The organism is Paracoccus sp. S-4012 (assembly GCF_009674885.1).
Taxonomy (GTDB): Bacteria; Pseudomonadota; Alphaproteobacteria; order Rhodobacterales; family Rhodobacteraceae; genus Paracoccus.
This window is the reverse complement of record NZ_WKKA01000018.1, coordinates 1-25213: the sequence shown is the minus strand read 5'-3', so window position 1 is coordinate 25213 and position 25213 is coordinate 1. Positions and strand designations below refer to the sequence as shown.

The following is a 25213-nucleotide window of genomic DNA, read 5'->3' as shown; positions in this document are numbered from 1 at the left end:
GACATGACCATGCCCGCCGGTGGATGCAAGGGTCAGGCGGCGCGGGCCTCGGCGCGCGGCGCGGCGTCGCGGGCGAGGATCAGGTCGCGCAGGGTGGCGTTGACCGGGGCCTCGATGCCCGCAGCCTCGGCCTCGCGCACGACAGCGCCGCAGAGCGCGCCGATCTCGGTCGCGCGGCCCTGGCGCAGGTCCACGGCCATCGAGGGCAGATGCGTGGCGGCGTCGCGTCCGACGGCGTCGAGATAGGCGAGGGCCTCGGCGTCGGGCAGGTCGATGCCGCGGGCGCGGGCGATGCGGGCGACCTCGGTGGCGGTGGCGGCCAGCAGTTCAGGGGCGCCGGGGCGGGCGCGGGCCTCGCCCACGGTGCAGTCCAGCAGGCCGCAGATCGCGTTGTAGCAGCAGTTGATGACCAGCTTCTTCCAGATCCGCAGGTCGATGCCGGGGTCGATCACGGCCCGCGCCGCCGGGCCGTCGAGCAGCGCGCAGAGGGTGCGGTCGGTCTCGTCGGCCTCGCGGTCGAAAGGCGCGAACCAGGTCTCGCCGCGCCCCGCATAGCTCGCCTCGATCTCGCCCGGACCGAGCATTTCGCTCGTGAGCGTCGTGAGGCCATAGGCGAGGCGCGCTTCGGGGAAGGCTTCGCGGATCAGCGGCAGGTTGCCGATGCCGTTCTGCAGCGTGAGGATCAGCGTCTGCGGCCCGACCATCGGCCGCGCCGCCTCCATCGCGGCGGCGGTCTGGCCGTGCTTGACGAAGACGATCAGCGCGTCGCAGGGGCCGATGGGGGCGGCGTCGCTGCTCGCCCCCATCGGCACCACCCGCTTGCCCGCGGCGGTGTGGACCATCAGCCCGCGCGCGGCGATGGCATCCACATGCGCCTGCCAGCGGTCGAAGGCGAGGACCTCGGCCCCCGCCTCCGCCAGTTGCCAGGCGAAGAGGCTGCCCATCGCGCCGGTGCCGACGATCCCCATCCGCATCGCGCTTACTCGCTGTAGAGTTCGCGCAGCTTCGCGCCTTCCTCGGGGTTGGCGGCGACGACCGGCTTCCAGCCCTCCTCGATCGACAGCGCGAGGAAGGCCGCGGCCTCGTCCTCGGGCAGCGTCACGGTCGCGATGCCGGCCTCGGCCTGCTGCTGAAGCTCGGCCTCGGCGGCGGCGGTCAGGTCGGCGCCGTCGGCCTCCCAGGCAAGCATCTGCTCCTGCAGGAACTGCTTCTGCGGCTCGCCGAGGTTCTCCCAGCTGCGGGCGCTGAGATAGACGCCGGTCTCGACCTGATAGAAACCGGGCTCGACGCGGGCGGCGGTCTTTTCCTGCCAGCCGAGGTCGAACACCCCGCGCGAGGGCCAGGCATAGCCGTCGATGGTGCCGCGCTCGAGCGCGGTGAAGACCTCGCCCGCGGCGGTCTGCATCGGGTTGATGCCGAGCGCGGTGAAGAACGCCTGATAGGTCGGCGCCGAGCGGATGTTGAGGCCCTCGAACTTCAGGTCGGTCGGCTCCTTCGCGAGGTAGATGTAGTATTTCATTCCCTCGGACAGCCGCCCGAGCCAGTGGATGCCAGCCTTCCGCATGTGGATGTCGTCGAGCAGCTGGTAGCCGCCGTTCTCGCGCAGCTCGGGCATCTTCTTGTCGGTCAGCGTCATCGCCAGCCCCTCCGGGACCAGGTTCGCGTGATAGACCGCCGTGGTGTTGGCGAGGTCCACGACGCCGCCGCGCAGCGCGTTGCCGACCTCGAAGGGCGGCATGGTCTCGGGCCCGCCGATCACCTCGATCCGCAGGATGCCCTCGCCGGCCTCGTTCACACGCTCGACCCAGGCGTTGAAGGGCTCGGCGATGGCGGTGTCGAGCTGGAACGCCGAGACGGCGCGCAGCACCGTCTCCTGCGCCGAGGCGGTGCCGGCCATGAGCGCGAGGGCGAGCGCGGCGCCGGCTGTCAACTTGATGGTCATGGTTGTCCTCCCTGGACGTGTTGGGCCGCCGCTCAGTCGAGCATGCGCGGCAGGTAGAGCGTGAGATCGGGCCAGAGCAGCATCAGCGCGAGGATCACCAGTTCGATCACGATGAAGGGCGCGGCGGCGCGGTAGATGCGGGTCAGCGGCATGTCGCGGATCGTGCCCTGCATGACCATCAGCAGCAGGCCGAAAGGCGGCGTCAGCAGGCCGAGTTCGATCGCCACCAGCATCAGCAGCCCGAACCAGATCACGTCGATCCCGGCCGTGTGGACCAGCGGGATGAAGAACGGCAGCGTGATCATCATGATCGAGATCTGGTCGATGAGGCAGCCGAGCAGCAGCACGATCAGCAGCATGACCAGCAGCAGCATGAAGGGCGTCATGTCGAGGCCCTGCACCATCCGCAGAAGGCCCGTGGTCGCGCCCGAGAAGGACAGGATCTGCGAGAAGGTGGTGGAGGCCACGATGATGAAGAGGATCGAGATCGAGACCTTGGCGGTCTCGGTCAGCGACTTCATCAGGTTCGCAAAAGTGAGCTGGCGGTAGAGCATGGTGGTCAGCAGCGCCGCCACAGCCCCCAGGGCCGCGGCCTCGGTCGGCGTGGCGATGCCCGAGAGCATGCCGCCTACCACCGCGATGAAGATGCCCGAAAGCGGGATCACGTCGCGGATGAAGGGGGTGACGCGTTCGCGGAAGGGCATCGGCGGGGCGGTGTCGCGCGGGGCCGAGGTGGGATCCGTCATTCCCACAAAGATCACGTAGACGAGGAACGCGACACCCATCAGCAGCCCCGGCATGATGCCGCCGATCAGCAGTTGCGAGATCGAGATGCCCGACAGCGAGCCGAGCATCACCGCGAGCGCCGAGGGCGGGATCAGCACGGCGATGCCGCCGACCGCCATCGCCGGACCCATCGACAGCGTCGGCGAATAGCCCCGGCGCAGCATGTCCTGCGAGACGGTGCCGCCGAGCATGGCGGTGTTGGCGATGGAGGAGCCCGAGAGCGTGGCGAAGATCGTGCCGCCGACGACCGTGACGCAGGCCAGACGCGCGGGCAGGCGGCTCAGCAGCCGCTCGACCGCGTCGATGGCGCGGTAGGCGAGGCCGGTGTGGAACAGCAACTCACCCATCAGCACGAAGAGCGGGATCGGCACGAGCGAGAAGGAGTTGACCGAGAGGGAGGCGTTCCGCGCGAGCTGCATCAGCCCCATCTCGCCGCCGAGAAACAGCCAGGCCCCGACCAGGTTCACGCCGAGGAAGGCGATGGCGACCGGCAGGCCGACGGCGAAGAGGATCGCCAGCAGCACCAGGAACAGAAGAAGCGTCTGCCACCAGATCATGTCGGACGCACCTCACCACCGATCCGCAACACGAACTCGATGGTCGAGAGCGTGAAGCACCAGACCATCGGCAGCATCAGCCACCATTCCGGGAAGACGAGGTTCTTGAACACCGCGGCGCCGCTGGCCCGGCTGTCCAGCAGCACGGTGATCGCGAGCCAGGCGCAGATGCCGCAGATCACCGCGCCGAGGACATAGGAGACGCGGACCACAACGCGAGCGACCGCCGGGCTCATCAGCCGAAGCAGGATGTCGATGTTGACGTGCCCGCCATGCCGCAGCACCCAGGGCGCGCCGAGGAAGGTCGAGAGGGTCAGCAGGTATTCCGTGACCTCGTTCAGCCACGGCCAGCGGGCGAGGGCGAGGTTGCGCACCACGATGTCGGTGGCGACCAGCAGCGCGAGCAGCCCGAAGCCAACCGCGGCGACAATCCCTCCGGCATTGACGACGAGGGTGAAGACCCCGTCCCGTTTGCTGGGCTGCATGGTGAAGGAGACTCCTCCGCTGAAGGCCTGTGGAATAGTTCAAGCTCAAAACTTGTCAAGCGCCGCGTTCGCGGGCCGCGGCGCGCGGCTCAGAAACTGTTGCGCTCGTGGTAGGTCCGCAGGAAGGCGCGCATGCGGGGGTCGTCGGGCTGGTGCAGGATGCGGGAGGGCGTGTCGGCGGCGACCAGTTCGCCCTTGTCCATGAAGGCCACGCGGTCCGCGACATGGGCGGCGAATCCCATCTCGTGCGTCACCACGGCCATCGTCATGCCCTCGGCGGCGAGCGCCTTCATCACGTTCAGCACCTCGCCCACCAGTTCCGGGTCGAGGGCCGAGGTTGGCTCGTCGAAGAGCATCAGCCGCGGCTCCATCGCGATGGCCCGCGCGATGGCGACGCGCTGCTGCTGGCCGCCGGAGAGGCGCACGGGGTGACTGTCCATCTTGTCGGCGAGGCCGACCTTGGTCAGCGCCTCGGCCGCGCGTTCGCCCGCCTCGGCGCGGTTCATACCACGCACCCGGATCAGCCCCTCGGCCACGTTGCCGCGCGCGGTCATGTGCGGCCACAGGTTGAACTGCTGGAACACCATGCCGATCGAGCAGCGCATCTCGCGCAGGCGGCGGGCGCGCATCTTCCGGCCCGGCGTCTCGTAGCCGATCAGCTCGCCGTCGATGCGGATCTCGCCCGAATCGTATTCCTCGAGGAAGTTGATGCAGCGCAGCAGCGTCGACTTGCCCGAGCCGGAGGGACCGATGATGCAGGTCACCTGTCCAGGCGGGATCGTCAGGTCCACGTCCTTCAGGGCCTGGAACGGGCCGTAGAACTTGTTGACCTCGATGATCTCGACGGAAGCGGCCTGCATCGTCACGTCCTTTCGACCAGATGCCGGGTGATCCTCGCCTCGAGCCGGCGGCCGACGCGGCTGATGACCTCCACGAGGCCCCAGAAGAAGAGGGCGAGGGCGAGGTTCGCCTCGAGGTAGCGGAAGGTCTCGGTCGACATGCGCTGCGTCTGATACATGAGTTCCGGCACGGTGATGATCGACAGGATCACGGTCTCCTTCGTGAGGATGATCGCGAAGTTGACGAGCGCGGGCAGGGCCGAGACGAGGCCCACCGGCAGCAGCACGCGGCGCACGATCACATGCTCGGCCATGCCGATGGCGCGCGCGGCCTCGATCTGGCCGGGGGGGACGGCGCGGAAGGCGCCGCGGAAGATCTCGGCGAAATAGGGGCTGCCGTAGATGGTGAGGCCGAGGATGCCCGCGGGCAGCGCGTCGAGGCGGATGCCGATCATCGGGCCGCCATAGTAGAGCAGGAACAGCTGCACGAGGAAGGGCGTGCCGCGGATCACCTCGATATAGACCTGCAGCGGCCAGCGCAGGACCGCGCCGCCGTAACGCTGCACAAGCGCGATCAGGAGGCCGAGGGCCATGCCGAAGACGGTGCCCAGCACCCAGCAAAGGACGGTCATGCCGAAGCCGCGCAGCAGCATCGGCCCGTAGGTCGGGATGAGGTCCATCAGACGGCCATCCGGTATTCGAGCCATCGGCCGAGTGCCGCGAGGACGAGGTTGATCGCCAGATAGAGGCAGGCGGCGGCGAGATAGACCTCCAGCGGGCGGAAAGTGGTCGCGGCCTGCGCCTGGCTGGCGCGGGTGATCTCCATGATGCCGACGACCGAGACGAGGGACGATGCCTTCACGAGCAGGATCAGCTCGTTGACCAGTTGCGGCAGCGACAGCGCGACCGCCTGCGGCAGGATCACGCGCCGCCAGACATGGGCCGGGCGCATGCCGATGGCGACGGCGGCCTCGGCCTGGCCGCGCGGCAGGGCGTTGATGGCGCCGCGCCAGATTTCCGAGATATAGGCGCTGGCAACGATGGCGGTGGTGCCGACGGCGGCCACGATCGCGGGCACGTTGATCCCGATGACCGGCAGCAGGAAGAACACCACCAACAACTGCACCAGCATCGGCACGCCGCGCAGATAGCTGACCCACAGCGCCGCGATGAAGCGGAGCGGCCGCGAGCGCGACAGCGCCAAGATGCAGACCACGGCCCCGATCACCAGCCCCAGTGCGATGCCCAGGCCGGACACGAGCAGCGTGTAGCGCGCGGCCCAGGCGAGGGGCGCGAAGCTGTCGAAAAAGACCGGGATCGAGAACATGGCGGCCTGCCGGATCCGGCGCGGGCGGGCGAGCCCCGCCCACGCCGTTTGCCTCAGTTCGTCGGCACCTCGCGGGGCAGTTCGGTGTAGCTGCCCAGCCACTTCTCCTGGATGGCCTGCACGCGGCCGTCGTCGGTCATTTTCAGCATCGCCTGGTTGATGGCGTCGGCGAAGCTGGCGCTGTCCTCGCCGGGACGCAGGACCCAGGCGAAATAGGTCGGCTCGCCGAAGCTGGCCGGCTCGAAGAGTTCGAAGGTCTCGCCGCGGTTCTTCACCAGATAGGTCAGGTTCGGCATCGAGCCCGCGACCGCGTCGAGGCGGCCGGCGGCGAGGTCGGCATAGGCCTCGTCGGTGGTGCCGTATTCGCGGACGGTGACGCCGCCCAGCTCCTCGCCATAGGCCTGAAGCTGGCGGAACTGCGCGGTGCCCTGCTGGACGCCCACGGTCTTGCCCTTGATGTCCTCGGGCTTCTGCAGATCGTCATTGCCCGCGCGCTTCACGAGCGAGACGGTGGCGTCGGCGATCGGCAGGGTGAAGGTGTAGCGCTCAAGCCGCTCGGGGGTGATCGTCACGGGGGCGATCACGATGTCGAACTTGCCGACCTCGAGGCCGGGCAGCTCGGCGGTCCAGGGGATGTCCTGATAGACCGGCTCGACGCCGATCTCTTTTGACACCTCGTCGAAGAGGTCCTTGGTCATGCCTTCGTAGGTGCCGTTGTTCAGCATGTCGAAGGGCGCGTAGTGCATGTCGGTCGCGGTCACGATCTTGCCCGCGGCCTTGATGTCGGCGAGCTGGTCGGCCGCGGCGGCGCCGGCGGCGAAGGCGGCGAGGCCGAAGGCGGCGGCGCCGAGGGTGGTGCGGAAGTTCATCGGTCACTCTCCTTGCTGGTCAGTCGGTTGATTGCGGCGCCGGATCGTTGCGGCGCCGCCCTGTCTTACAGGATCGCGGGCAGGTTCAGCCCGTATTCCCGCGCGCAGTCCAGTGCAATTTCATATCCCGCGTCCGCATGGCGCATGACGCCGGTCGCGGGGTCGTTCCACAGCACCCGCTCGATCCGCCGGTCGGCATCCTCGCTGCCGTCGCAGCAGATCACCATGCCGGAATGCTGCGAGAAGCCCATGCCGACGCCGCCGCCGTGATGCAGGCTGACCCAGGTCGCGCCCGAGGCGCAGTTCAGCAGCGCGTTCAGCAGCGGCCAGTCGCTCACCGCGTCGCTGCCGTCGCGCATGGACTCGGTCTCGCGGTTGGGCGAGGCGACCGAGCCCGAATCGAGGTGGTCGCGGCCGATCACCACCGGCGCCTTCAACTCGCCCGAGCGCACCATCTCGTTGATCGCCAGCCCTGCCCGGTGGCGGTCGCCAAGCCCGATCCACATGATCCGCGCCGGCAGGCCCTGGAAGGCGATCCGCTCGCGCGCCATGTCGAGCCAGTTGTGAAGATGGGTGTTCTCGGGGAACAGCTCCTTCATCTTCGCGTCGGTCTTGTAGATGTCCTCCGGGTCGCCCGAGAGCGCGGCCCAGCGGAACGGGCCGATGCCGCGGCAGAACAGAGGACGGATATAGGCGGGGACGAAGCCGGGGAAGGCGAAGGCGTTTTCCAGCCCCCCCTCGAGCGCGACCTGGCGGATGTTGTTGCCGTAGTCGAGCGTCGGCACGCCCGCGTTCCAGAAGTCCACCATCGCCGCGACATGGGTCTTCATCGACGCGCGGGCGGCGGCCTCGACGGCCTTCGGGTCGGTCTCCTGCCGCGCGCGCCATTCGGCCACGGTCCAGCCGAGCGGCAGGTAGCCGTGGATCGGGTCATGCGCCGAGGTCTGGTCGGTGACGATGTCCGGCCGCGGCCCGCCGTCCTTCATGCGGCGCACGAGTTCGGGGAACACGTCGGCCGCGTTCCCGATCAGGGCGACGGACTTCGCCTCGCCGGCCTTGGTCCAGCGGTCGATCATCGCCAGCGCCTCGTCGAGCGAATGCGTCTTGGCGTCGCAATAGCGTGTGCGGATGCGGAAGTCGGCGCGCGTCTCGTCGCATTCCACCGCGAGGCAGCAGGCCCCGGCCATCACCGCCGCCAGCGGCTGCGCGCCGCCCATGCCGCCGAGGCCCGCCGTGAGGATCCACTTGCCCTTCAGGTCGCCGCCGTAATGCTGCCGCCCGGCCTCCGCGAAGGTCTCGTAGGTTCCTTGCACAATCCCTTGCGTGCCAATGTAAATCCATGAGCCCGCCGTCATCTGGCCATACATCGCCAGCCCCTTGCGGTCGAGTTCGTTGAAATGCTCCCAGGTTGCCCAGTGCGGCACGAGATTCGAGTTCGCGATCAGCACCCGCGGCGCGTCCCTGTGGGTGCGGAAGATGCCCACGGGCTTGCCCGATTGCACCAGCAGCGTCTCGTCCTCTTCGAGCGAACGCAGCGAGTCGCAGATGCGGTCGAAATCCTCCCAGGTGCGCGCCGCGCGGCCGATGCCGCCATAGACGACCAGCTCATGCGGGTTCTCGGCCACGTCGGGGTGGAGGTTGTTCATCAGCATCCGCAGCGGCGCCTCGGTCAGCCAGCTTTTCGCACTGATCTCGGGGCCGGTCGGGGGGAAGACGTCGCGGATGTTGTGGCGGGGGTCGGTCATCGCGCACCTTTCAGGTTGAGGATCCTCGCCATCACGGCCGCAGCCCCTCGAGCCCCGCCGTGGCGAGCAGCGCGCCCGAGGCCACCAGCCGCGCCGCGCGCTCGATGTCCGGCGCAAGGTAGCGGTCCTCGACCACCGCCGGCACCTCGGCCCGCAGCGCCTCCAGCACCGCCTCGAGCCGGGCGGAGGTCCTCAGCGGGGCGCGGAACTCGATCCCCTGCGCCGCCGCCATCGCCTCGACGCCGAGGATGACCGAGAGGTTCGCGTTCATCCGCAGGAGCCGCCGCGCGCCATGCGTGGCCATCGAGACGTGGTCCTCCTGATTGGCCGAGGTCGGGGTCGAATCCGTCGAGCATGGGTTCGCCAGGTGCTTGTTTTCGCTCATCAAGGCGGCGGTCGTCACCTCGGCGATCATCAGGCCCGAGTTGAGGCCCGGATCGGGCGTGAGGAAGGGCGGCAGGTCGTGGCTCAGGGTCGGATCCACCATCAGCGACACGCGACGCTGGGCGATGGCGCCGATCTCGGCCAAGGCAATGGCGATCTGGTCGGCGGCGAAGGCCACCGGCTCGGCGTGGAAGTTGCCGCCGGAGACGATCCGCCCCTCGCCCAGCACGAGGGGGTTGTCGGTGACCGCGTTGGCCTCGATCTCCAGCGTCTGCGCGGCGTGGCGCAGCAGGTCCATCGCCGCGCCCGCGACCTGCGGCTGGCAGCGGATGCAGTAGGGGTCCTGCACGCGCGTGTCGCCCTCGCGGTGGCTCTCGCGGATCTCGGAGCCCTCCATCAGCGCCCGCATGCCGCGCGCGACCTCGATCTGGCCGCGATGGCCGCGCAGCTCGTGGATTTCCGCCTGCAAGGGCGCGGTCGAGCCCATGATGGCGTCGGTCGAGAGCGCCGCCGTGACCACCGAGGTGGCGGCGTTGCGCCAGCCGTCGAACAGACCGATGAGCGCGAGCGCGGTGGAGACCTGGGTGCCGTTGATGAGGCCCAGCCCCTCCTTCGGGCCGAGCACGATCGGCGTCAGGCCGGCCCGCGACAGCGCCGCGGCGCCGGGCATCCGGCGGCCCTCGTAGAAGGCCTCGCCCTCGCCGATCATCACCGCGCTGACATGGGCGAGCGGCGCGAGGTCGCCCGAGGCGCCGACCGACCCCTGCGCAGGGACCAGCGGCGTGACGCCGCGGGCCAGCATCGCCTCGATCAGCGCCACAGTCTCCCAGCGGACGCCGGAGGCGCCGCGGCCGAGGCTCAGCAGCTTCAGCGCCATGACCAGCCGCACCGTGCCGGCGTCGAGAGGCTCGCCGACGCCGCAGCAATGCGACAGGATCAGGTTGCGCTGCAGCGCCTCTGTGTCCTCGGGCGCGATCTTGACCGAGGCGAGCTTGCCGAAGCCGGTGTTCACGCCATAGACCGCCGCGCCGCCGCCTGCCGCGTCCGCCACAATCGCCGCAGCCGCCTCGACCGGCCGGCGCGCGGAGGGGTCAAGCCTGGCGGCCAGCCCCCCGCGCCAGAGGCGTTCGAGTTCGGCCAGGGTGGCAGTGCCTGGCGTCAGGGTCAGTGTCATTCGGAACCCCCGAAGATGCGGCGGTGGAGCGGGTTGAAGCCGATGCGCCAGGAGAGTTCGGCCGGGCTGGCGACGTCCCACACGGCGAGATCGGCGCGCAGGCCCGGCGCGATGCGGCCGCAGTCGTCGAGGCCGAGGGCGCGGGCGGCGTTCACGGTGACGCCACGCAGCGCCTCCTCGGGCGTGAGGCGGAAGAGGGTGCAGCCCATGTTCATCGTCAGCAGCAGCGAGGTCATCGGCGAGGTGCCGGGGTTGCAGTCGGTGGCGAGCGCCATCGCCACGCCGGCCTCGCGGAAGGCCTCGACGGGCGGCATCTGCGTCTCGTGGAGCGTGTAGAACGCGCCGGGCAGCAGGACGGCGACGGTGCCGGAGGCGGCCATCAGCGCCGCATCCCCGGCGGTCGCGTATTCGACGTGATCGGCCGAGAGCGCGTCATAGCGCGCGGCGAGCGCGGTGCCGCCCTGATGCGAGAGCTGCTCGGCGTGCAGCTTCACCGGCAGGCCCAGTTCGCGCGCGGCATCGAAGACACGGGCGATCTGTTCGGGCGAGAAGGCGATCCCCTCGCAGAAGCCATCCACGGCGTCCACCAGCCCCTCGGCATCGGCGGCGCGCAGGGCGGGGATGCAGGTCTCGGTGAGGTAGTCGTCGGCGCGGCCGCTGTATTCCGGCGGGACGGCATGAGCGCCGAGGTAGGTGGTGCGGATGCGGACCGGGCGCTCGTCGGCGATGCGGCGGGCGGCGCGGAGCATCTTCAGCTCGCCCTCGCGGTCGAGGGCGTAGCCGGATTTCACCTCGATGGTGGTCGCGCCTTCGGCGATCAGCGCGTCGATGCGGGGCAGTGCGGCCTCGACCAGCGCGTCCTCGGAGGCCTCGCGGGTCGCCGTGACGGTCGAGAGGATGCCGCCGCCCGCCCGCGCGATCTCCTCGTAGCTGGCCCCTTGGAGGCGCAGCTCGAACTCGCGGGCGCGGTCGCCGGCGAAGACGGCATGGGTGTGGCAGTCGATGAAGGCCGGGGTGACGAGGCGCGCGCCGAGGTCGGTGCGGGGCCAGCCGCTGAACCGCTCGGGCAGGGTGGCTTCGGCCCCGGTCCAGGCGATGCGCCCGCCCTCGATCGCGACGGCGCCGGCTTCCACCAGCCCGTAGCCGGGGCCGTCGAGGGTGGCGAGCTGGGCGTTGACGAGGATCTCGCGGGTCATGCGGATTCGCTTGCCATGTTGCGGGTATCGGGAATATGTCTGCACAATAGACGAGCTGTCAACAGCGGATGCGGGTCGCGCGATGACGATACTCTGGGCCGGGCAGGCGCTTCTGGAGGACGGCTGGGCCGAGCGGGTGCGGATCGAGATCGACGCTGCGGGCCGGACCGCCTCGATCCGTGCGGGCGCCGAGCCCGAGGGCGACCGCCGCGCCATCCTGCTGCCCGCGCCCGCGAACCTCCATTCCCACGCCTTCCAGCGGGCGATGGCGGGCCTGACCGAGCGCCGCGGCCCCGATCCGCGCGACAGCTTCTGGACCTGGCGGCAGCTAATGTTCCGCTTCCTCGACCGCCTCACGCCCGAGGACGTCGAGGCCGTCGCAGCCTTCGTGCAGATGGAGATGCTGGAGGCGGGCTATGCCTGCAACGTCGAGTTCCACTACCTCCACCACCGCCCCGGCGGCCTGCCCTACGAAAACCTCGCCGAGATGTCCGCCCGCATCGCAGCCGCGGCCGAGACGAGCGGCATTGGCCTGACGCTGCTGCCGGTCCTCTATCAGTTCGGCGGCTGCGACCGCCGCCCGCTCGGGCCGGGGCAGATCCGCTTCGGCAACGACCCGGAGCGATTCGCGCGGCTGTTCGAGGGGGCGGGCGCGGCGCTGCGCGGCCTGCCCGCCGACACCCGCCTCGGCGTCGCGCCGCACAGCCTGCGCGCGGTCGGCCCCGAAGGGCTGCGCGCGGCCACGGCCCTTGGCGAGGGGCCTATCCACATGCACTTGGCCGAGCAGCTGGCCGAGGTCGAGGAGGTCGAGGCCGTCCGCGGCGCCCGACCGGTGCGCTGGCTGCTGGCGCATGCGGCGGTGGACGCGCGGTGGTGCCTGATCCACTGCACGCAGATGGAACCCGACGAGACCCTCGCGCTGGCCGCGACCGGGGCGGTGGCGGGGCTCTGCCCGATCACCGAATCCTCGCTGGGCGACGGCATCTTCGACGGGGTGCGATGGACCGGCGCGGACGGGCGTTTCGGGATCGGCTCGGACAGCAACATCCGCATCGCGCTCAGCGAGGAGCTGCGGACCCTGGAATACTCGCAGCGGTTGCGCGACCGCTCGCGCGCGGCGCTGGCAACGCCGGACGCCTCGACCGGCCGGGTGCTGTTCGAGGGCGCCGCCCGCGGCGGGGCGCAGGCAGCAGGGCGCGGGCGCGGCGTGATTGCGGAGGGCGAGTGGGCCGACCTGCTGGCGCTCGACGGCGAGGCGGTGGACCTCGCCGGGCGGCGGGGGGATGTGGCGCTGGATTCGTGGATCTTCGCCGGCGACGACCGGATGGTGACGGACGTGTGGTCCGCCGGGCGGCATCTCGTCACGGGCGGCCGCCACGTCGCGCGCGAGGCGATCACCCGCCGCTATGCCGAGACCCTGCGCGGCCTCCGGGATGCGCTCTGATGCTGGAGGCGCCGGTCACTTGGCAGGCGATCCGCGACGAGGCGCTCGCCCGCATCCGCAGCCGCCGCTGGCCGCCGGGCGAGCTGATCCCGTCCGAGACCGACCTCGCGCGCGAGTTCGGCTGCGCCCGCGCCACCGTCAGCCGGGCGCTGCGCGAACTGGCGGAAGCCGGCTACCTCGACCGCCGCCGCCGGGCAGGCACCCGCGTCGCCCTGACCCCGGTGCGCAAGGCCACCCTGAAGATCCCGGTCCTGCGCCACGAGGTTGCGGCCCGCGGCGCCCGCTACGGCTACGCCCTGATCTCGAGCGGCGAGAAGCCGGCGCCGCTGCATGTCAGCAGCGTCCTCGGGCTGGAGGCGGGGATGCCGCTCCTGCATGTGCTGGCGCTGCACCTCGCCGACGGCGCGCCCTATGCGCTCGAGGACCGCTGGATCAACGCGATGGCCGCGCCGGGGATCGAGGCGGCCGACCTTGCCGCCATCAGCGCGAACGAATGGCTGGTGCGCAACGCCCCCTATTCGCATGGCGACCTCGTGCTGTCGGCGGCCGCGGCCGACGCCGAAACGGCGGCGATCCTGCGCTGCCCCGAGGGCGCGGCGCTGTTCGTGGCGGAACGCGCGACCTGGCTGCACGACACGCCCATCACCAGCGTGCGCCAGAGCTATTCGCCGGGGTATCGGCTGGCGACGACGCTGTGATGGCTGAGTGGCGACCCCGGCAGAACGCCAAATCGCCAGGATCAATGATGTAGCGAAAAGCCGTCCAAGTTCTTCGCCCTGTCGGCAGCGCCAGCATCCACAAGGCTATGTGCTCCGCCACGGCCGGATCTGTCCTGGCAAGAAGGGTTGGACTGGAGCCTGCCGGCGCCGGCTCGCGCTGGTGCGCTTCACGCAAGCGGGGCGACAGATCGTTCGGCAGGCTCATAGGCGCGGCCGCTGATGCCGAGGCACGGGTGGGAGCGGCTGATCGAACAGATGGCGGATCTGCTGCTGCAGTGGAGCCTCGGCGCCGTGGTCGCGGCGGTCCAGGCGATGCGCGGGGGTGGGTTGATCGTCGCGGTGACGGTAGTGGCAGAGGGCGGGCGCAGAGGTTACATCCGCGATATCTTGCGGAAGTTCCTGCCTCAGCTGCGGCTTGGTGTCCTTCATTCCGGGATCCTCGTGCAGCGCAGCTCAGGCCTTCCCGTCACCAGGGCTTCCTCCGTCAGCATCCCGTGCGAATGCTCGCCGTCCGGGTAGAGAAGGGTGCGCATGAGGGCATCAGCCGTCGGCGCGGTGGTAGCACGTCGGCGCAGTGGTAGGACCAGACGGCCGAGGCCGATGGCGCGCTTGATCTCGCCGCAGATCGCCTTGACGCCCTCCAGCGACGGCTCCCCCTTCCAGACGTGGATGCGCACGGCGGTCGTGCCTGCACTGATGCGCGAAGCCTACAAGGTAAAGGACACGATGAGGAGCTGGCGCCGGAGGATACGCGCGACCTGAAGAACACTGGCAGTACGCGTCTTAAGCTCGCTTACACACACAGGATCTAATAACCATGTAAGCAAAGGTTCCCCCAAAGGGACCTTTGTATACTGTTCAACTATAATAGAAAATATGGAGCGGGCGATGAGATTCGAACTCACGACCCTAACCTTGGCAAGGTTATGCTCTACCCCTGAGCTACGCCCGCGCTCCGATCCGGTGGCATCGGCCGCCGGTGCAGGCTGATCTAATGGGCCGCGCGGGGGGGTGCAAGCGGATTTTTTCCGCTTGTCGGATGCGCGGCGGGGGGCCACCCTCCGGCCGACTGTGAAGACGAGGGGGAGGGGCGATGCGGCCGTCCGACCAGCTGGCCGAATTCGTGCGCGCGGGCCTCCTCGCGGGCGAGGCGCCGGCGCGGCTGGGCGAGGCGTTGCAGGGCGCCGGCTGGTCCGAGGCCGAGATCGAGGGCGCCTTGTCCGCCTGGGCGCCACCGGTGCCGGGGCTTGGCCTGCCGGTGCCGCGACCGCGGCCTTACGTCTCAGCGCGCGACGCGGTCCTCTACGGCATCCTGTTCCTCGCGCTCGTCAACATCGCCTGGGCGCTCGGCGCGCTCGGCTTCGACATCATCGATGCGCTGATTCCCGATCCCGGTGCCTTCGGCGCACCGCCGCGCGGGGTGATGCGGTTCTCGATCGCGCAGATGACGATCTTCCTGCCGGTGTTCCTGTGGCTCAACCACCGCGTCGTGCGCGCCACCCGCAACGATCCCGGCCAGCGGCGCTCGCTGGTGCGGCAGTGGTTCGCCTCGGTCTGCTTCGTGCTGGCGGTGATGGCGCTTCTGGGCGACGCGGTGGTGGTCGTCTATGCGCTGCTGCGCGGCGAGCTGACGGCGCGCTTCGCCGCCAAGGCGGTGCTGGTGGCGGTGATCGGCGGGCTGGTGGTGGCCTATCTGCGGGACGAGCTCGATGCGCGGTGAGGCGAAGGGCTGGGCCACCGGGGCCATCACCATCCTGTCGGTGCTGGCGGTCGGCGGGGGCCTCGCGCTCTCGGGCGGGCCGATGCAGGGCCGCAAGGAGCGCCGCGACGAGGCCCGGCAGGCGGATCTGCAGCGGCTGGCGAACCTGGTCCAGTGTCGCGCGGCGGAGGCCGAGGGGGCCTTGCCGCCGGACCTCGCCAACAGCGCCGTCTGCCCGGAAGAGGTGCGCCGGGCCGATCCGTTTACCGGCGAGGCCTATCGCTACGAGATGGTGGATGCGCGCAGCTTCCGGCTCTGCGCGGGGTTCGAGTTGCCGCTGGACCGTGGATCTGTCTGGGGACCGGCGGAGATCGATGCCGAGGCGCGCTGCCTGGTGTGGCACCTGCCGCCTGAGGTGGAGGTCAGGCCGGCGCGGGAGAGGGGGTAGGCAACGAGTCGGTGCGTGCGGAGCACGCACCCTACGCCGCGGCGACCCGTGGGGTGTGTGCTCCGCACGCACCGGGTGAGCCGAAAGAAAAAGGCGCGGCCCGTGCGAGCCGCGCCTCCGAAAATCCGTTCGCGGCTTACTCCGCGACCGTCACCGTCAGCATCTGGTCGGGCTCGTCCACCTTACCATTCTGGTCTGCGTCGCCCTTCTTGATCGCGTTCAGCACGTCCCAGCCGTCGATCAGCTGGCCCACCACCGTGTACTGCCCGTCGAGAAACGGCGCCGGGGCGAGGTCGATGAAGAACTGGCTGTTGGCGCTGTCGGGCGACTGGCTGCGGGCCATGCCGACCGTGCCGGCGCCGAAGGTCGCGTCCGAGAACTCGGCCCCGAGGTCGGGCTGGTCCGAGCCGCCCATGCCGGCCATCGCCAGATCGCCGCCGGTCTTGCCGTATTGCACGTCGCCGGTCTGGGCCATGAAGCCGTCGATCACGCGATGGAACACGACGCCGTCATAGGCGCCGCTTTGCGCGAGTTCGGTCAGGCGGGCGACGTGGTTCGGGGCGCGGTCCTCGTAGAGGTCGAGGATGATCGTGCCCTTCGGCTGGCCCTCGGCATCGGCGACCTCGATCACGAGGTTCGGGCCGGGGCCGTCCTCGGCCTCGGGCGCCGCTTGCGCCAGGGCGAAAGCCGGGAAGGCGAGGGCGCCCGCGAGGATCAGGAGCTTACTGGACATCGGCGGCCACCTTCATCGAGACGATACGGTCGGGGTTCTGCGGCGGCTCGCCCCGCTGGATGCGGTCGACATGATCCATGCCTTCGATCACCCGGCCATAGACGGTGTACTGGCCGTTGAGGAAATGGTTGTCGCTGAAGTTGATGAAGAACTGGCTGTTGGCGCTGTTCGGGTTCTGGCTGCGCGCCGCGCCGATGGTGCCGCGGTCATGCGGCAGCTTCGAGAACTCGGCCGGCAGGTCGCCGAGGTCCGAGCCTCCGGTGCCCGCGCGGCGCAGGTCGAAGTCCTTCTCCATGTTGCCATGCTGAACGTCGCCGGTCTGGGCCATGAAGCCCTCGATCACGCGGTGGAACGCCACGTTGTCATAAGCGCCGCTGCGGGCGAGCGCCTTGATGCGCTCGACATGCTTCGGCGCCACGTCGGGCAGAAGCTCGATGACGACGCGGCCGCCGTCCTTCAGCTCCAGGACGATGGTGTTCTCGGGGTCCTTGATCTCGGCCATGCCGGTCTCCCTTTGTTGCCGCCCCGAGGTAAGGTCGGCGCGCTCCCGGTGCAACACGCGGGGGGCCGGCAGGGGTCAAACGCGCCCGCAAAAGTTGACGCGGCCCGCCTGCCGTCGCAAAGAGGCGCGTGGCCGTTCACGAGTGCGAGAGGCAAGGACCATGGCGGATTTCCTGACGATCGACGACCTGAAGATGGACGGCAAGGTGGTGCTGGTCCGCGTGGACCTGAACGTGCCGGTCGAGGGCGGGCAGGTGACCGACGCCACCCGGATCGAGAAGATCGTGCCGACCATCAAGGATATCCAGAAGAAGGGCGGCAAGCCCGTGCTTCTGGCGCATTTCGGCCGCCCCAAGGGGCAGCCCGATCCGACCATGAGCCTGCGTCAGGTGATCCCCGCGCTCGAGGCCGCGCTCGGCCAGAAGGTCGGCTTCGCCGAGGACTGCATCGGCGGCCCGGCCAAGCGCGCCGTCGCCGCAATGGAGGCGGGCGACGTCCTGCTGCTGGAGAATACCCGCTTCCACGCAGGTGAGGAGAAGAACGACGCGACCTGCGCCGCCTCGCTGGCAGCCCTCGGCCAGGTCTATGTGAACGACGCCTTCTCGGCCGCGCATCGCGCCCATGCCTCGACCGAAGGGGTGGCGCGGCTCATTCCGGCCGCGGCGGGGCGGCTGATGGAGGCGGAGCTGAAGGCGCTGAACGCGGCGCTCGCCAACCCGGACCGCCCGGTGGCAGCGGTGGTGGGCGGGGCGAAGGTCTCGACCAAGATCGAACTGCTCACCAACCTGATCGAGAAGGTGGATCACCTTGTCATCGGCGGCGGCATGGCAAACACCTTCCTCGTCGCGCAAGGGATCGAGGTCGGGAAGAGCCTGGCCGAACGCGACATGGCAGACACCGCCCGCGGGATCCTCGAAAAGGCCGCGGCGGGCAACTGCCGCATCCTTCTGCCGGCGGACGTGGTCGTTGCGCGCGAGTTCCGCGCGGGGGCGCCCTCGGAGGTCGTGGCCGCCGATGCCTGCCCGCCCGACGCCATGATCCTCGACGCCGGTCCGCAGACGGTGGCCGAGATCGCCCGCGTCTTCGCCGCCAGCCGCACGCTGATCTGGAATGGCCCTCTTGGCGCCTTCGAGATCGCGCCATTCGACGCCGCGACCAACGCCGCCGCGCAGGAGGCAGCGCGGCTGACGCGCGAGGGGCTGCTCGTCTCGGTCGCAGGCGGAGGCGACACCGTGGCGGCGTTGAACCATGCCGGTGTCGCGGATGACTTCACCTTCATTTCGACCGCGGGCGGGGCCTTCCTCGAATGGATGGAAGGCCGCGATCTTCCCGGCGTCGCGGTGCTGGAGCGCCCCTGAGGCCGACTCAGTCAGCGGTGGTGGCGCCTTCGACAGTGCCGGGGGTGATCGCCGCCTCGGGCGTCTGGATGTTTGCCGAGGTCTGGCCCGGGTCATCATGGCCCGGCCCCAGGTCCGAGTCGCGGGCCGGCGTGAAGAACAGGAACGCCAGGGCCGCGATCACGAGCGCCGCCACGATGCCCCAGATCGCGAAACGATGGCGCCGGGCTGATCTGGGGACGTTGCCTTCGGTGTTGGACATGGGCAGGGCTCCGCCTTCAGGGTTCAGCGGCATAACTCGCCGCGCCGCGCGGACGTTCCGTCATTCGCGTTGTTGCAAGGCCCCCGTCGGTTGCGCCGCGCCGGACTCGGCGTCGCGCTCGAAGGTGGCCCAGCCCGCGGGGCGGCCGGTCGGCGGCAGGTCGCGGGGCGACAGGCTGCGGTGGATTACCGACTTGGCGATGAAGAGGGCTGAGACCGGGGCCGTGATCAGCAGGAACACGCTGATGAGCAGCTCATGCCCCCAGGGCTGGCCGCGAAAGCCGTAGGCGAGCATCGACGCCAGCAGCACGCCGCCCACACCCAGCGTCGTGGCCTTGGTCGGCGCGTGCAGCCGCGTCATGGTGTCGGGCAGCTTCACGAGGCCGATGGAGCCGACCAGCCCGAAGAAGCCGGAGACCACGAGCAGCGCAGCCACGACCATGTCCACGAGCGCCATCATTCGATGATGTCCCCGCGCAGCAGGAAGCGCGAATAGGCGACGGTGCCGATGAAGCCGGTCATGGCGAAGAGGATCGCCACCTCGAAGACCACCAGCCGGCCGGTCCAGATCCCCGCGAGGACGATCAGCGCAATGGCGTTCACGGTCAGCGTGTCGAGGGCCAGCACCCTGTCGGGCACGTCGCGCGGCCTGAGGATCCGCCAGGCGTTCAGCAGCAGCGCGATGGCGTAACACACGGCGGCGAAGCCGAGGGCGATGTTGACGAGGAGCTGGGTCGTCATTCCATGAACTCCTTCAGACGCGCCTCGTAGCGCGACTTGATGTCGTCGCGGACCGAGTCGGGGTCGGGCGCATGGAGGCAGTGGATCAGCAGCGCCCGTCCATCGGCCGAGACATCGGCCGTGACGGTGCCGGGCGTCATGGTGATGGTCCCCGCAAGCACCGTGATCGCCTCGGCATTGGTCAGGTCCAGCGGCACCGTGACCCAGGCGGGCCGCAACGCGCTGCGCGGCAGGAAGAGGACGATCCTTGCCACGACGACGTTCGAGACGGCGATGTCCCACAGGACCAGCAGCGCGTAGCCGGCCGCGCGCGGGAAGCTGCGGACGACCAGCGTCTCGGGCCAGAAGGGGCGGACGACGGCCGGGATCACCACGCCCAGCATGACGCCGAAGAGGACCGAGTTCGCCGACAGGCTGCCCACGAGCGCGCACCAGACCGCCGCCAGCAGCAGCGTCAGGCCGGGATGGGGCAGGACGCGGCTCACGACAGCACCGCCCGGATCAGCGGCGCGGGATCATGCAGCGCGGCGGCGGCGTCCTCGAGCCAGCCGAGGACTGGCCCGGCCGCGAGGGTCCAGAGGACCTGCGCCGCGATCAGCCCGGCCACCGCGCTGAAGGCCAGCGGCTGCGCCGGATGGGGCAGCGCCGGGGCATCGGATTCCTCCGCCTGCCAGAAGAGGGTCGAACCGGCCCGCGCGAAGCCCATGATCGCCAGGATCGCGGTCCCGATCACCAGCCACCAGAGGCCCCACTGCCCCCAGAGCGCCTCGAGGATCATCAGCTTGCCGAGGAACCCGGAGAGCGGCGGCATCCCCGCCATCGCCACGGCGGCGGCCATCGTCAGCGCCGCGATCAACCCGCCCTGCGCGAGCCTCGGGCCGCGCGCGAGGGTGAGGGTCCCGCGACGCGTGAGGATCAGGTCGGCCAGCAGGAACAGCGCCGCCCCCGCCAGGGTCGAGTGGACAAGGTAGTAAAGGCCCGCCGCCGTCGCCCCCGCCTGGCCGAAGGTCATGGCCAGCATCAGCGTGCCGACCGAGCCGATCACCGACCAAGTGATGACCCGCCCGAAATCCCGCGCGCCGTAGAGGCCGACCATCGCCACGATCAGCGTCGCGCCGCCGGTGACGCGGAGGATCTCGGCCAGCGCCGTGCCGGTTTCGGTCCCGGCCGGGAACATCAGTGTCAGGCTGCGCAGGATCGCGTAGACCCCGACCTTGGTCATCACCGCAAACAGCGCCGCCACAGGGCCGGGGGCGCGCTCGTAGGTGGCCGGCAGCCAGATGTGCAGCGGCACGAGGGCGGCCTTGATCGCGAAGACCACCATCAGCATCCCGGCGCCGATGCGGACCAGCCCGTCATGCTCGATCGCCGCGGCCTTCACGCCGATATCGGCCATGTTGAGCGTCCCGGTCGCGGCGTAGATCGTGCCGAGCGCGAACAGGAACACCGCCGAGCCGGCGAGGTTCACCACCACATACTGCACGCCCGCCTTGATCCGCGGCCCGCCGCCGCCATGCGTCATCAGCCCGTAGGAGGCAATCAGCATGACCTCGAAGAACACGAACAGGTTGAAGGCGTCGCCGGTCAGGAAGGCGCCGTTCAGCCCCATCATCTGGAACGCCATCAGCGGGTGGAAATGCACCCCCAGCCGATCCCAGCCGGTGCCGATGGCGTAGAGGACCACCGCGAGGCCGAGAACTGCCGCCAGCATCAGCATCAGCGCCGCCAGGCGGTCGAGCTGAAGGATGATGCCGAAGGGCGCTGGCCAGTCGCCGAGGCGGTAGAGCGCGGGCTCCGGCAGCATCAGCGCGGCGAGCGCGAGGCCGGTCAGCGCGACCATCCCAGCGACCGACAGCACGCGCCTGGTGATCAGGTCGTGCGGGACCGCCAGCACCATGACAGCGGCGACCACGGCGGGAAGCACCACCGGAAGGACGGGAAGGTGCATCATGTCCCGCCCCGCTCCGCCGGGTCGATGCCGATGGCGGCGCCGGTGGCGGGGGCGCTGTCGGGCCCGGCATTCGGGTCGAGGTCGATCCGGTCGCTGCGCGACTGGAAGAAGGCGCCGAGCGACATGACGACCACCACCGCGGTCATGCCGAAGGAGATCACGATCGCCGTCAGGACGAGCGCCTGCGGCAGCGGGTCGGTCATCGGCGCGTCCGGGACCGGCCCGGTCAGCAGCGGCGGCGCGTCGATGGCGAGGCCGCCCGTGGCGAACAGGAACACGTTGACCGAATAGCTCAGCAGCGACATGCCCACGATCACCGGGAAGCTGCGGCGCTGCAGGATCAGGTAGACCGCGGCCATGGTGGTCATGCCGACGCAGGCGGCGACCAGAAGCTCCATCCCCTCAGCCCTCCCGCCGTTCGGCGTCGCGCGCCGCCACGCCCAGCCGCGACAGCGAGGCAAGCGCCAGCATCACCGCGCCCATGACCGTCAGGAACACGCCGAGATCGAAGAGGGCCGCGGTCGCAAGCTCAAGCGGCTGCAGGCCGGGCAGGGTGACGTAGCCGAAGGCCGAGGTCATGTAGGGCAGGTCGAACGCCCAGGAACCCGCGCCCGTCGCCACCGCCACGGCGACGCCGGCGCCGATCAGCCCGTGATAGGGCACCGTCACCCGCTCCTGCGCCCAGGCGAAGCCCGAGGCCATGTATTGCATCAGCAGCGCGATGGAGAAGAGCAGCCCGGCGACGAAGCCGCCGCCCGGCGCGTTGTGGCCGCGCAGGAACATGAAGACGCCCACGACCATGGCCACGGGCAGCATCAGCCGCGTGGCCACGATCATCATGACGGGATGCCGGTCGCCGGCGCGCGGCGCCTCCATCGCGGGCGTGCGGACGGCGTTGGCCTTCAGCAGCCCCTGCGCGAGGGCGTAGATCGTCACCGCGGCGATGCCGAGGACGGTGATCTCGCCGAAGGTGTCATAGCCGCGGAAGTCCACGAGGATCACGTTGACGATGTTCCAGCCGCCGCCGCCGACATAGCTGTTCTCGGCGTGGTAGCCCGAGATCGTGGCGAAAGCCGGGTCGCGGCGCATGATCGCGTAGCAGAGCGTCGCGAGGCCGAGGCCCGCCGCGCCCGCGAAACCGAGGTCGAAGAGCCGACGCCGGTTGCTGTGCTCGACCGGGTCGGTCTTCGGCAGGAAGTTCAGCGCCAGCAGCATCAGCAGGATCGTGACGACCTCGACCGAGACCTGCGTCAGCGCAAGGTCGGGGGCCGACAGCCAGGCGAAGCCGAGCGAGATCATCAGCCCGATGATGCCGACGAAGACCAGCAGCACGAGCCGCGTGCGGTGCAGCACCACCGCCGCCGCGCCCGCCATCATCAGCAGCAGCCAGCCGACGAAGACCACCGGCGAGACCGGCACAAGGCCGCGCGTCGCCGGCCCGAGGCTGCCCGTCAGCGCGCCCCAGAGGCCAATGGCCAGCGTCGCCCCGGTGATCGCGGCGGAGTTGCGCGCCATGCTGCCCGACTGCAGCGCCTCGCCGAAGCGCGTGGCCCAGGCCGTGCTGCCCTCCATGAGACGCCAGTAGATCGCCTCGGCATCGGGGAACGGCGAGGCGCGGCGCGGCATCGCGGGCCCGATCGCCAGCAGGAGCAGCAGCCCCCCGGCCAGCGCCACGGCAGAGAGGGCGAGCGCCGGGTTCAGCCCGTGCCAGACGCTGAAATGGACCTCTACCGCCCCACCGGTCACGGCCGAGGCCGCGAGATCGACCACCGGGGCGGCCAGCATCGGCATCAAGCCGACCGCGACGACGCCTAGGACCAGCACCGCCGGGCCAAGCCACAGTCCCGCGCCCGGATCATGCGCCGCCGCTGCCTCGGGCGAGCGCGCCGCGCCGAAGAAGGTGCCCCAGAGGAAGCGGAAGCTGTAGGCGGCCGACAGGATGAAGGCGAGCGTCGAGACCGCGGCGAGGCCCCAGTCGGTGCCGCCCCAGCGAGTGCTCAGCGCCTCGTTGAGCATCAGCTCCTTCGAGATGAACCCGCCGAGCAGCGGCACCCCCGCCATCGAGAGCGACGAGAGCAGCGCAAGAACGAAGGTGATCGGCATCAGCTTTCGCAGCCCGCCCAGTCGCCTGAGGTCACGCTCATGCGCGGCGTGATCGACGATCCCCGCGACCATGAAGAGCGGCGCCTTGAAGAGCGCGTGGTTGAGGATATGCAGCATCGCCGCGGCCGCCGCCGGAACCGTGCCGATGCCGAGGAGCAGCGTGACGAGGCCGAGATGGCTGACCGTGGACCAGGCGAGCAGGGCCTTGAGGTCGGTCTCGGTCAGCGCGAAGGCGGCGCCGAGCAGCATGGTCAGCAGCCCCGCGGTCACGACGATGGCGAACCACTCGGGCGTGCCGGCGAAGACCGGCCAGAGGCGCGCCATGAGGAACAGCCCCGCCTTCACCATCGTCGCGGAATGCAGATAGGCCGAGACCGGCGTCGGCGCCGCCATGGCGCGCGGTAGCCAGAAGTGGAACGGCACCTGCGCCGACTTGGCGAAGGCGCCGGTCAGGATCAGGACCATCGCCGGCACCCGCAGCGGCGAGGCCGCCACCGCCTCGCGCGCCGCGAGGATGTCGCCGATCCGCATGCTGCCCGCGATCTGCCCGAGGATCAGCATCCCCCCGATCATCGCCAGCCCGCCGAGCGCGGTGACGGCGAGCGCCATCCGCGCGCCACGCCGGGCGTCGGGCTCGTGCGCCCAGTAGCCGATCAGCAGGAAGGAGGCGAGCGAGGTCAGCTCCCAGAAGATCAGCAGCAGCAGCACGTTGTCGCTGAGGACAAGGCCCGTCATCGCCCCCTGGAAGAGCAGCAGGAAGGTGAAGAACCGGCCCGCGCCGCCGTCCTCGGGGGCGAGGTAGTAGCGGGCGTAGAGGGTGATGATGAGGCCGATCCCGAGGATCAGCGCCGCGAAGAAGGCCGAGAGCCCGTCCACCCGGAACTCGGCCGCGAGCCCGATCTGGGGAATCCATGCGACGGACTGGGTCACGGCCTCGCCCGCCATCAGCGCGGGCAGGTTCAGCGCAAGCCCGGTCAGCGCGAGGATCGTGGGCACCGCCGTCGCCCAGGCTGCCACCGTGCGCCCGGACCTCGCCATGATCCCGGGCAGCAGCGCGCCGAAGAATGGCAGGAGGGCGATCAGCATAGGCGACATGCGGGCGTCGGCGTCTTTCGTGTCGGCGCCCGGAGGCGGGTCGCGCGGGGGAGGGGCGGGAACAGGCCCTCGCCGGCGCGGGGACACTAGCCGGGGAGCGGGCGGCTGACAACCGCGCGCTCCGGTGCGGGAATGCTCAGCCGGGCACCTCGACCAGGCCGAGCGTGCCGTCGGGCAGCGGCCGCTGAAGCGCGCGGACCGAGGCCCAGGGGGCGGTGAGCCACGCATCCCATTCGGAGGGGGCGATCAGGATCACCGGCATCGCCATCGGGTGGACGTCGGCAACCTCGGCGTTCGGCGGGCAGGTGAGGAAGGCGAAGAGGTCGTCGCTGGTCTGGCCGTCCTTTACCTTGCGGACGGATCGCCAGCCGCGGGTCTCGATGCCAGCAAAGAAGGCCGGCCCGGCGGGTGCGGAGCTGCACGGACGACCAGAGATCTGGCAGGCTGGCGTATTGCAGCGTGACCGGTCCGGGTTGGGTCTCGCAATCCACCGGCCGGGCATCCCCCAGCGGTGCGCGGTCGGCCTCGTCGGCAGACTCGACCAGGACAGCCGTGACGAAGGCGAGGATCGCGGCAGAGCCGACGGACGCAGCCGGAGCAGCTGAGCGGTGACATCCGCGCCATGACTGCTTGAAAGATTGGCAACTGCGGTTACTGACCGTCTTTCCGCTTGGGCAGCCCTGTCGGCTTGTAACTGCAAGTTGATCTGTTACCGTCCGGCTGCGGTTGGTCATGACCTGCCCCCCCGGGGTCCCTCGATCATGACGAGAGTCCTTGGACTTGGTATTGGTCGGTTTCGGGTTGGGCAAGCGCGCCGGGCGCGGAGCTCACGGATTGCTCAAGTGCCCGGCGCGCTTGTGACGGGGCCATTCCGCCG

At 70.0% G+C, this 25213-nt stretch carries 28 protein-coding genes and 1 tRNA gene; 5 read left to right on the top strand and 24 right to left on the bottom strand.

All coding sequences use genetic code 11. The annotated features are described in order from the left end of the window. Positions 1-32 precede the first annotated feature (32 nt). The 11 genes from GI374_RS16335 to hutI all read right to left on the bottom strand — a co-directional run bounded on the left by GI374_RS16335 (position 33) and on the right by hutI (position 11304). Entirely contained in the window at positions 33-974 is a 942-nt protein-coding gene (locus GI374_RS16335; protein ID WP_154338114.1) for a ketopantoate reductase family protein, read from the bottom strand. A gap of 5 nt (positions 975-979) precedes the next feature. Next, positions 980-1942, bottom strand: a complete 963-nt coding sequence (gene dctP, locus GI374_RS16330) for a TRAP transporter substrate-binding protein DctP (protein WP_154338113.1) — start codon at positions 1940-1942, stop codon at positions 980-982. Positions 1943-1974: 32 nt separating this feature from the next. Then, positions 1975-3285: a TRAP transporter large permease gene (locus tag GI374_RS16325; protein WP_154338112.1), complete on the bottom strand. Its 1311-nt coding sequence runs from the start codon at positions 3283-3285 to the stop codon at positions 1975-1977. After that, on the bottom strand, positions 3282-3770 hold the full coding sequence (locus GI374_RS16320; protein WP_154338111.1) for a TRAP transporter small permease: 489 nt from the start codon (positions 3768-3770) through the stop codon (positions 3282-3284). Before GI374_RS16320 ends, GI374_RS16325 begins: the two co-directional genes overlap by 4 nt. Positions 3771-3859: 89 nt before the next feature. Beyond that, entirely contained in the window at positions 3860-4630 is a 771-nt protein-coding gene (locus tag GI374_RS16315) for an amino acid ABC transporter ATP-binding protein (protein ID WP_154338110.1), read from the bottom strand. 2 nt (positions 4631-4632) lie between these two features. Next, positions 4633-5289 carry an amino acid ABC transporter permease gene (locus tag GI374_RS16310; protein WP_154338109.1) on the bottom strand — a complete coding sequence of 219 codons (657 nt, stop codon included), beginning with the start codon at positions 5287-5289 and terminating at the stop codon, positions 4633-4635. Continuing rightward, complete coding sequence (locus GI374_RS16305; protein WP_154338108.1) at positions 5289-5936, bottom strand: amino acid ABC transporter permease; 648 nt, start codon at positions 5934-5936, stop codon at positions 5289-5291. Before GI374_RS16305 ends, GI374_RS16310 begins: the two co-directional genes overlap by 1 nt. A 53-nt stretch (positions 5937-5989) precedes the next feature. After that, the gene (locus GI374_RS16300; protein ID WP_154338107.1) at positions 5990-6805 is read right to left on the bottom strand and encodes a transporter substrate-binding domain-containing protein; all 816 of its coding nucleotides are present in this window, start codon (positions 6803-6805) and stop codon (positions 5990-5992) included. A gap of 65 nt (positions 6806-6870) precedes the next feature. Further along, on the bottom strand, positions 6871-8550 hold the full coding sequence (hutU, locus tag GI374_RS16295) for a urocanate hydratase (protein ID WP_154338106.1): 1680 nt from the start codon (positions 8548-8550) through the stop codon (positions 6871-6873). A gap of 31 nt (positions 8551-8581) precedes the next feature. Then, entirely contained in the window at positions 8582-10108 is a 1527-nt protein-coding gene (gene hutH, locus GI374_RS16290; RefSeq protein ID WP_154338105.1) for a histidine ammonia-lyase, read from the bottom strand. Then, positions 10105-11304: an imidazolonepropionase gene (gene hutI, locus GI374_RS16285; protein WP_154338104.1), complete on the bottom strand. Its 1200-nt coding sequence runs from the start codon at positions 11302-11304 to the stop codon at positions 10105-10107. The genes hutH and hutI overlap by 4 nt, the downstream gene beginning before the upstream one ends. A gap of 82 nt (positions 11305-11386) precedes the next feature. Here hutI and GI374_RS16280 point away from each other — a divergent pair, with 82 nt between their 5' ends. After that, positions 11387-12748, top strand: a complete 1362-nt coding sequence (locus GI374_RS16280) for a formimidoylglutamate deiminase (RefSeq protein ID WP_154338103.1) — start codon at positions 11387-11389, stop codon at positions 12746-12748. Next, positions 12748-13446: a UTRA domain-containing protein gene (locus GI374_RS16275; RefSeq protein ID WP_154338102.1), complete on the top strand. Its 699-nt coding sequence runs from the start codon at positions 12748-12750 to the stop codon at positions 13444-13446. Before GI374_RS16280 ends, GI374_RS16275 begins: the two co-directional genes overlap by 1 nt. Positions 13447-13668: 222 nt before the next feature. Here GI374_RS16275 and GI374_RS16265 read toward each other — a convergent pair whose 3' ends face one another. From GI374_RS16265 to GI374_RS16255, 3 genes are all read right to left on the bottom strand, one after another. Further along, positions 13669-13896: a hypothetical protein gene (locus GI374_RS16265; RefSeq protein WP_154338101.1), complete on the bottom strand. Its 228-nt coding sequence runs from the start codon at positions 13894-13896 to the stop codon at positions 13669-13671. After that, positions 13893-14144, bottom strand: coding sequence for a DUF3168 domain-containing protein (locus GI374_RS16260; protein WP_154338100.1), 252 nt, complete (start codon positions 14142-14144; stop codon positions 13893-13895). Before GI374_RS16260 ends, GI374_RS16265 begins: the two co-directional genes overlap by 4 nt. 200 nt (positions 14145-14344) lie before the next feature. Then, positions 14345-14419, bottom strand: a tRNA-Gly gene (locus GI374_RS16255). Positions 14420-14560: 141 nt separating this feature from the next. On the opposite strand from GI374_RS16255, the gene GI374_RS16250 reads away from it, so the two are divergent. Together GI374_RS16250 and GI374_RS16245 are read left to right on the top strand one after the other, a co-directional pair. Then, positions 14561-15187, top strand: a complete 627-nt coding sequence (locus tag GI374_RS16250; protein ID WP_154338099.1) for a DUF5671 domain-containing protein — start codon at positions 14561-14563, stop codon at positions 15185-15187. After that, positions 15177-15614: a hypothetical protein gene (locus GI374_RS16245; protein WP_154338098.1), complete on the top strand. Its 438-nt coding sequence runs from the start codon at positions 15177-15179 to the stop codon at positions 15612-15614. Before GI374_RS16250 ends, GI374_RS16245 begins: the two co-directional genes overlap by 11 nt. A gap of 136 nt (positions 15615-15750) precedes the next feature. Here the strand turns inward: GI374_RS16245 and GI374_RS16240 are convergent, their stop codons facing one another. After that, positions 15751-16347 carry a peptidylprolyl isomerase gene (locus GI374_RS16240; RefSeq protein WP_154338097.1) on the bottom strand — a complete coding sequence of 199 codons (597 nt, stop codon included), beginning with the start codon at positions 16345-16347 and terminating at the stop codon, positions 15751-15753. Next, positions 16337-16849: a peptidylprolyl isomerase gene (locus GI374_RS16235; protein WP_154338096.1), complete on the bottom strand. Its 513-nt coding sequence runs from the start codon at positions 16847-16849 to the stop codon at positions 16337-16339. Before GI374_RS16235 ends, GI374_RS16240 begins: the two co-directional genes overlap by 11 nt. Positions 16850-17009: 160 nt before the next feature. Here GI374_RS16235 and pgk point away from each other — a divergent pair, with 160 nt between their 5' ends. Beyond that, positions 17010-18206 carry a phosphoglycerate kinase gene (gene pgk, locus GI374_RS16230; RefSeq protein ID WP_154338095.1) on the top strand — a complete coding sequence of 399 codons (1197 nt, stop codon included), beginning with the start codon at positions 17010-17012 and terminating at the stop codon, positions 18204-18206. 7 nt (positions 18207-18213) lie between these two features. Here pgk and GI374_RS16225 read toward each other — a convergent pair whose 3' ends face one another. The 8 genes from GI374_RS16225 to GI374_RS19685 form a co-directional block, all read right to left on the bottom strand. Continuing rightward, positions 18214-18447 carry a hypothetical protein gene (locus tag GI374_RS16225; RefSeq protein ID WP_154338094.1) on the bottom strand — a complete coding sequence of 78 codons (234 nt, stop codon included), beginning with the start codon at positions 18445-18447 and terminating at the stop codon, positions 18214-18216. Between the two features lie 60 nt (positions 18448-18507). Then, positions 18508-18906, bottom strand: a complete 399-nt coding sequence (locus GI374_RS16220) for a Na+/H+ antiporter subunit G (RefSeq protein ID WP_154338093.1) — start codon at positions 18904-18906, stop codon at positions 18508-18510. Further along, positions 18903-19187, bottom strand: a complete 285-nt coding sequence (locus GI374_RS16215) for a K+/H+ antiporter subunit F (protein WP_154338092.1) — start codon at positions 19185-19187, stop codon at positions 18903-18905. The genes GI374_RS16220 and GI374_RS16215 overlap by 4 nt, the downstream gene beginning before the upstream one ends. Beyond that, positions 19184-19672 carry a Na+/H+ antiporter subunit E gene (locus tag GI374_RS16210; protein WP_370515418.1) on the bottom strand — a complete coding sequence of 163 codons (489 nt, stop codon included), beginning with the start codon at positions 19670-19672 and terminating at the stop codon, positions 19184-19186. The genes GI374_RS16215 and GI374_RS16210 overlap by 4 nt, the downstream gene beginning before the upstream one ends. Beyond that, positions 19669-21138 (bottom strand): monovalent cation/H+ antiporter subunit D, encoded by a 1470-nt coding sequence (locus tag GI374_RS16205; protein WP_154338091.1) that lies wholly within the window; start codon positions 21136-21138, stop codon positions 19669-19671. Before GI374_RS16205 ends, GI374_RS16210 begins: the two co-directional genes overlap by 4 nt. Continuing rightward, complete coding sequence (locus GI374_RS16200) at positions 21135-21536, bottom strand: Na+/H+ antiporter subunit C (RefSeq protein ID WP_154338090.1); 402 nt, start codon at positions 21534-21536, stop codon at positions 21135-21137. The genes GI374_RS16205 and GI374_RS16200 overlap by 4 nt, the downstream gene beginning before the upstream one ends. 4 nt (positions 21537-21540) lie before the next feature. Continuing rightward, positions 21541-24336, bottom strand: coding sequence for a monovalent cation/H+ antiporter subunit A (locus tag GI374_RS16195; protein WP_154338089.1), 2796 nt, complete (start codon positions 24334-24336; stop codon positions 21541-21543). A 136-nt stretch (positions 24337-24472) separates the two neighbouring features. Continuing rightward, positions 24473-24598: a hypothetical protein gene (locus GI374_RS19685; RefSeq protein WP_255453738.1), complete on the bottom strand. Its 126-nt coding sequence runs from the start codon at positions 24596-24598 to the stop codon at positions 24473-24475. Positions 24599-25213: the final 615 nt, after the last annotated feature.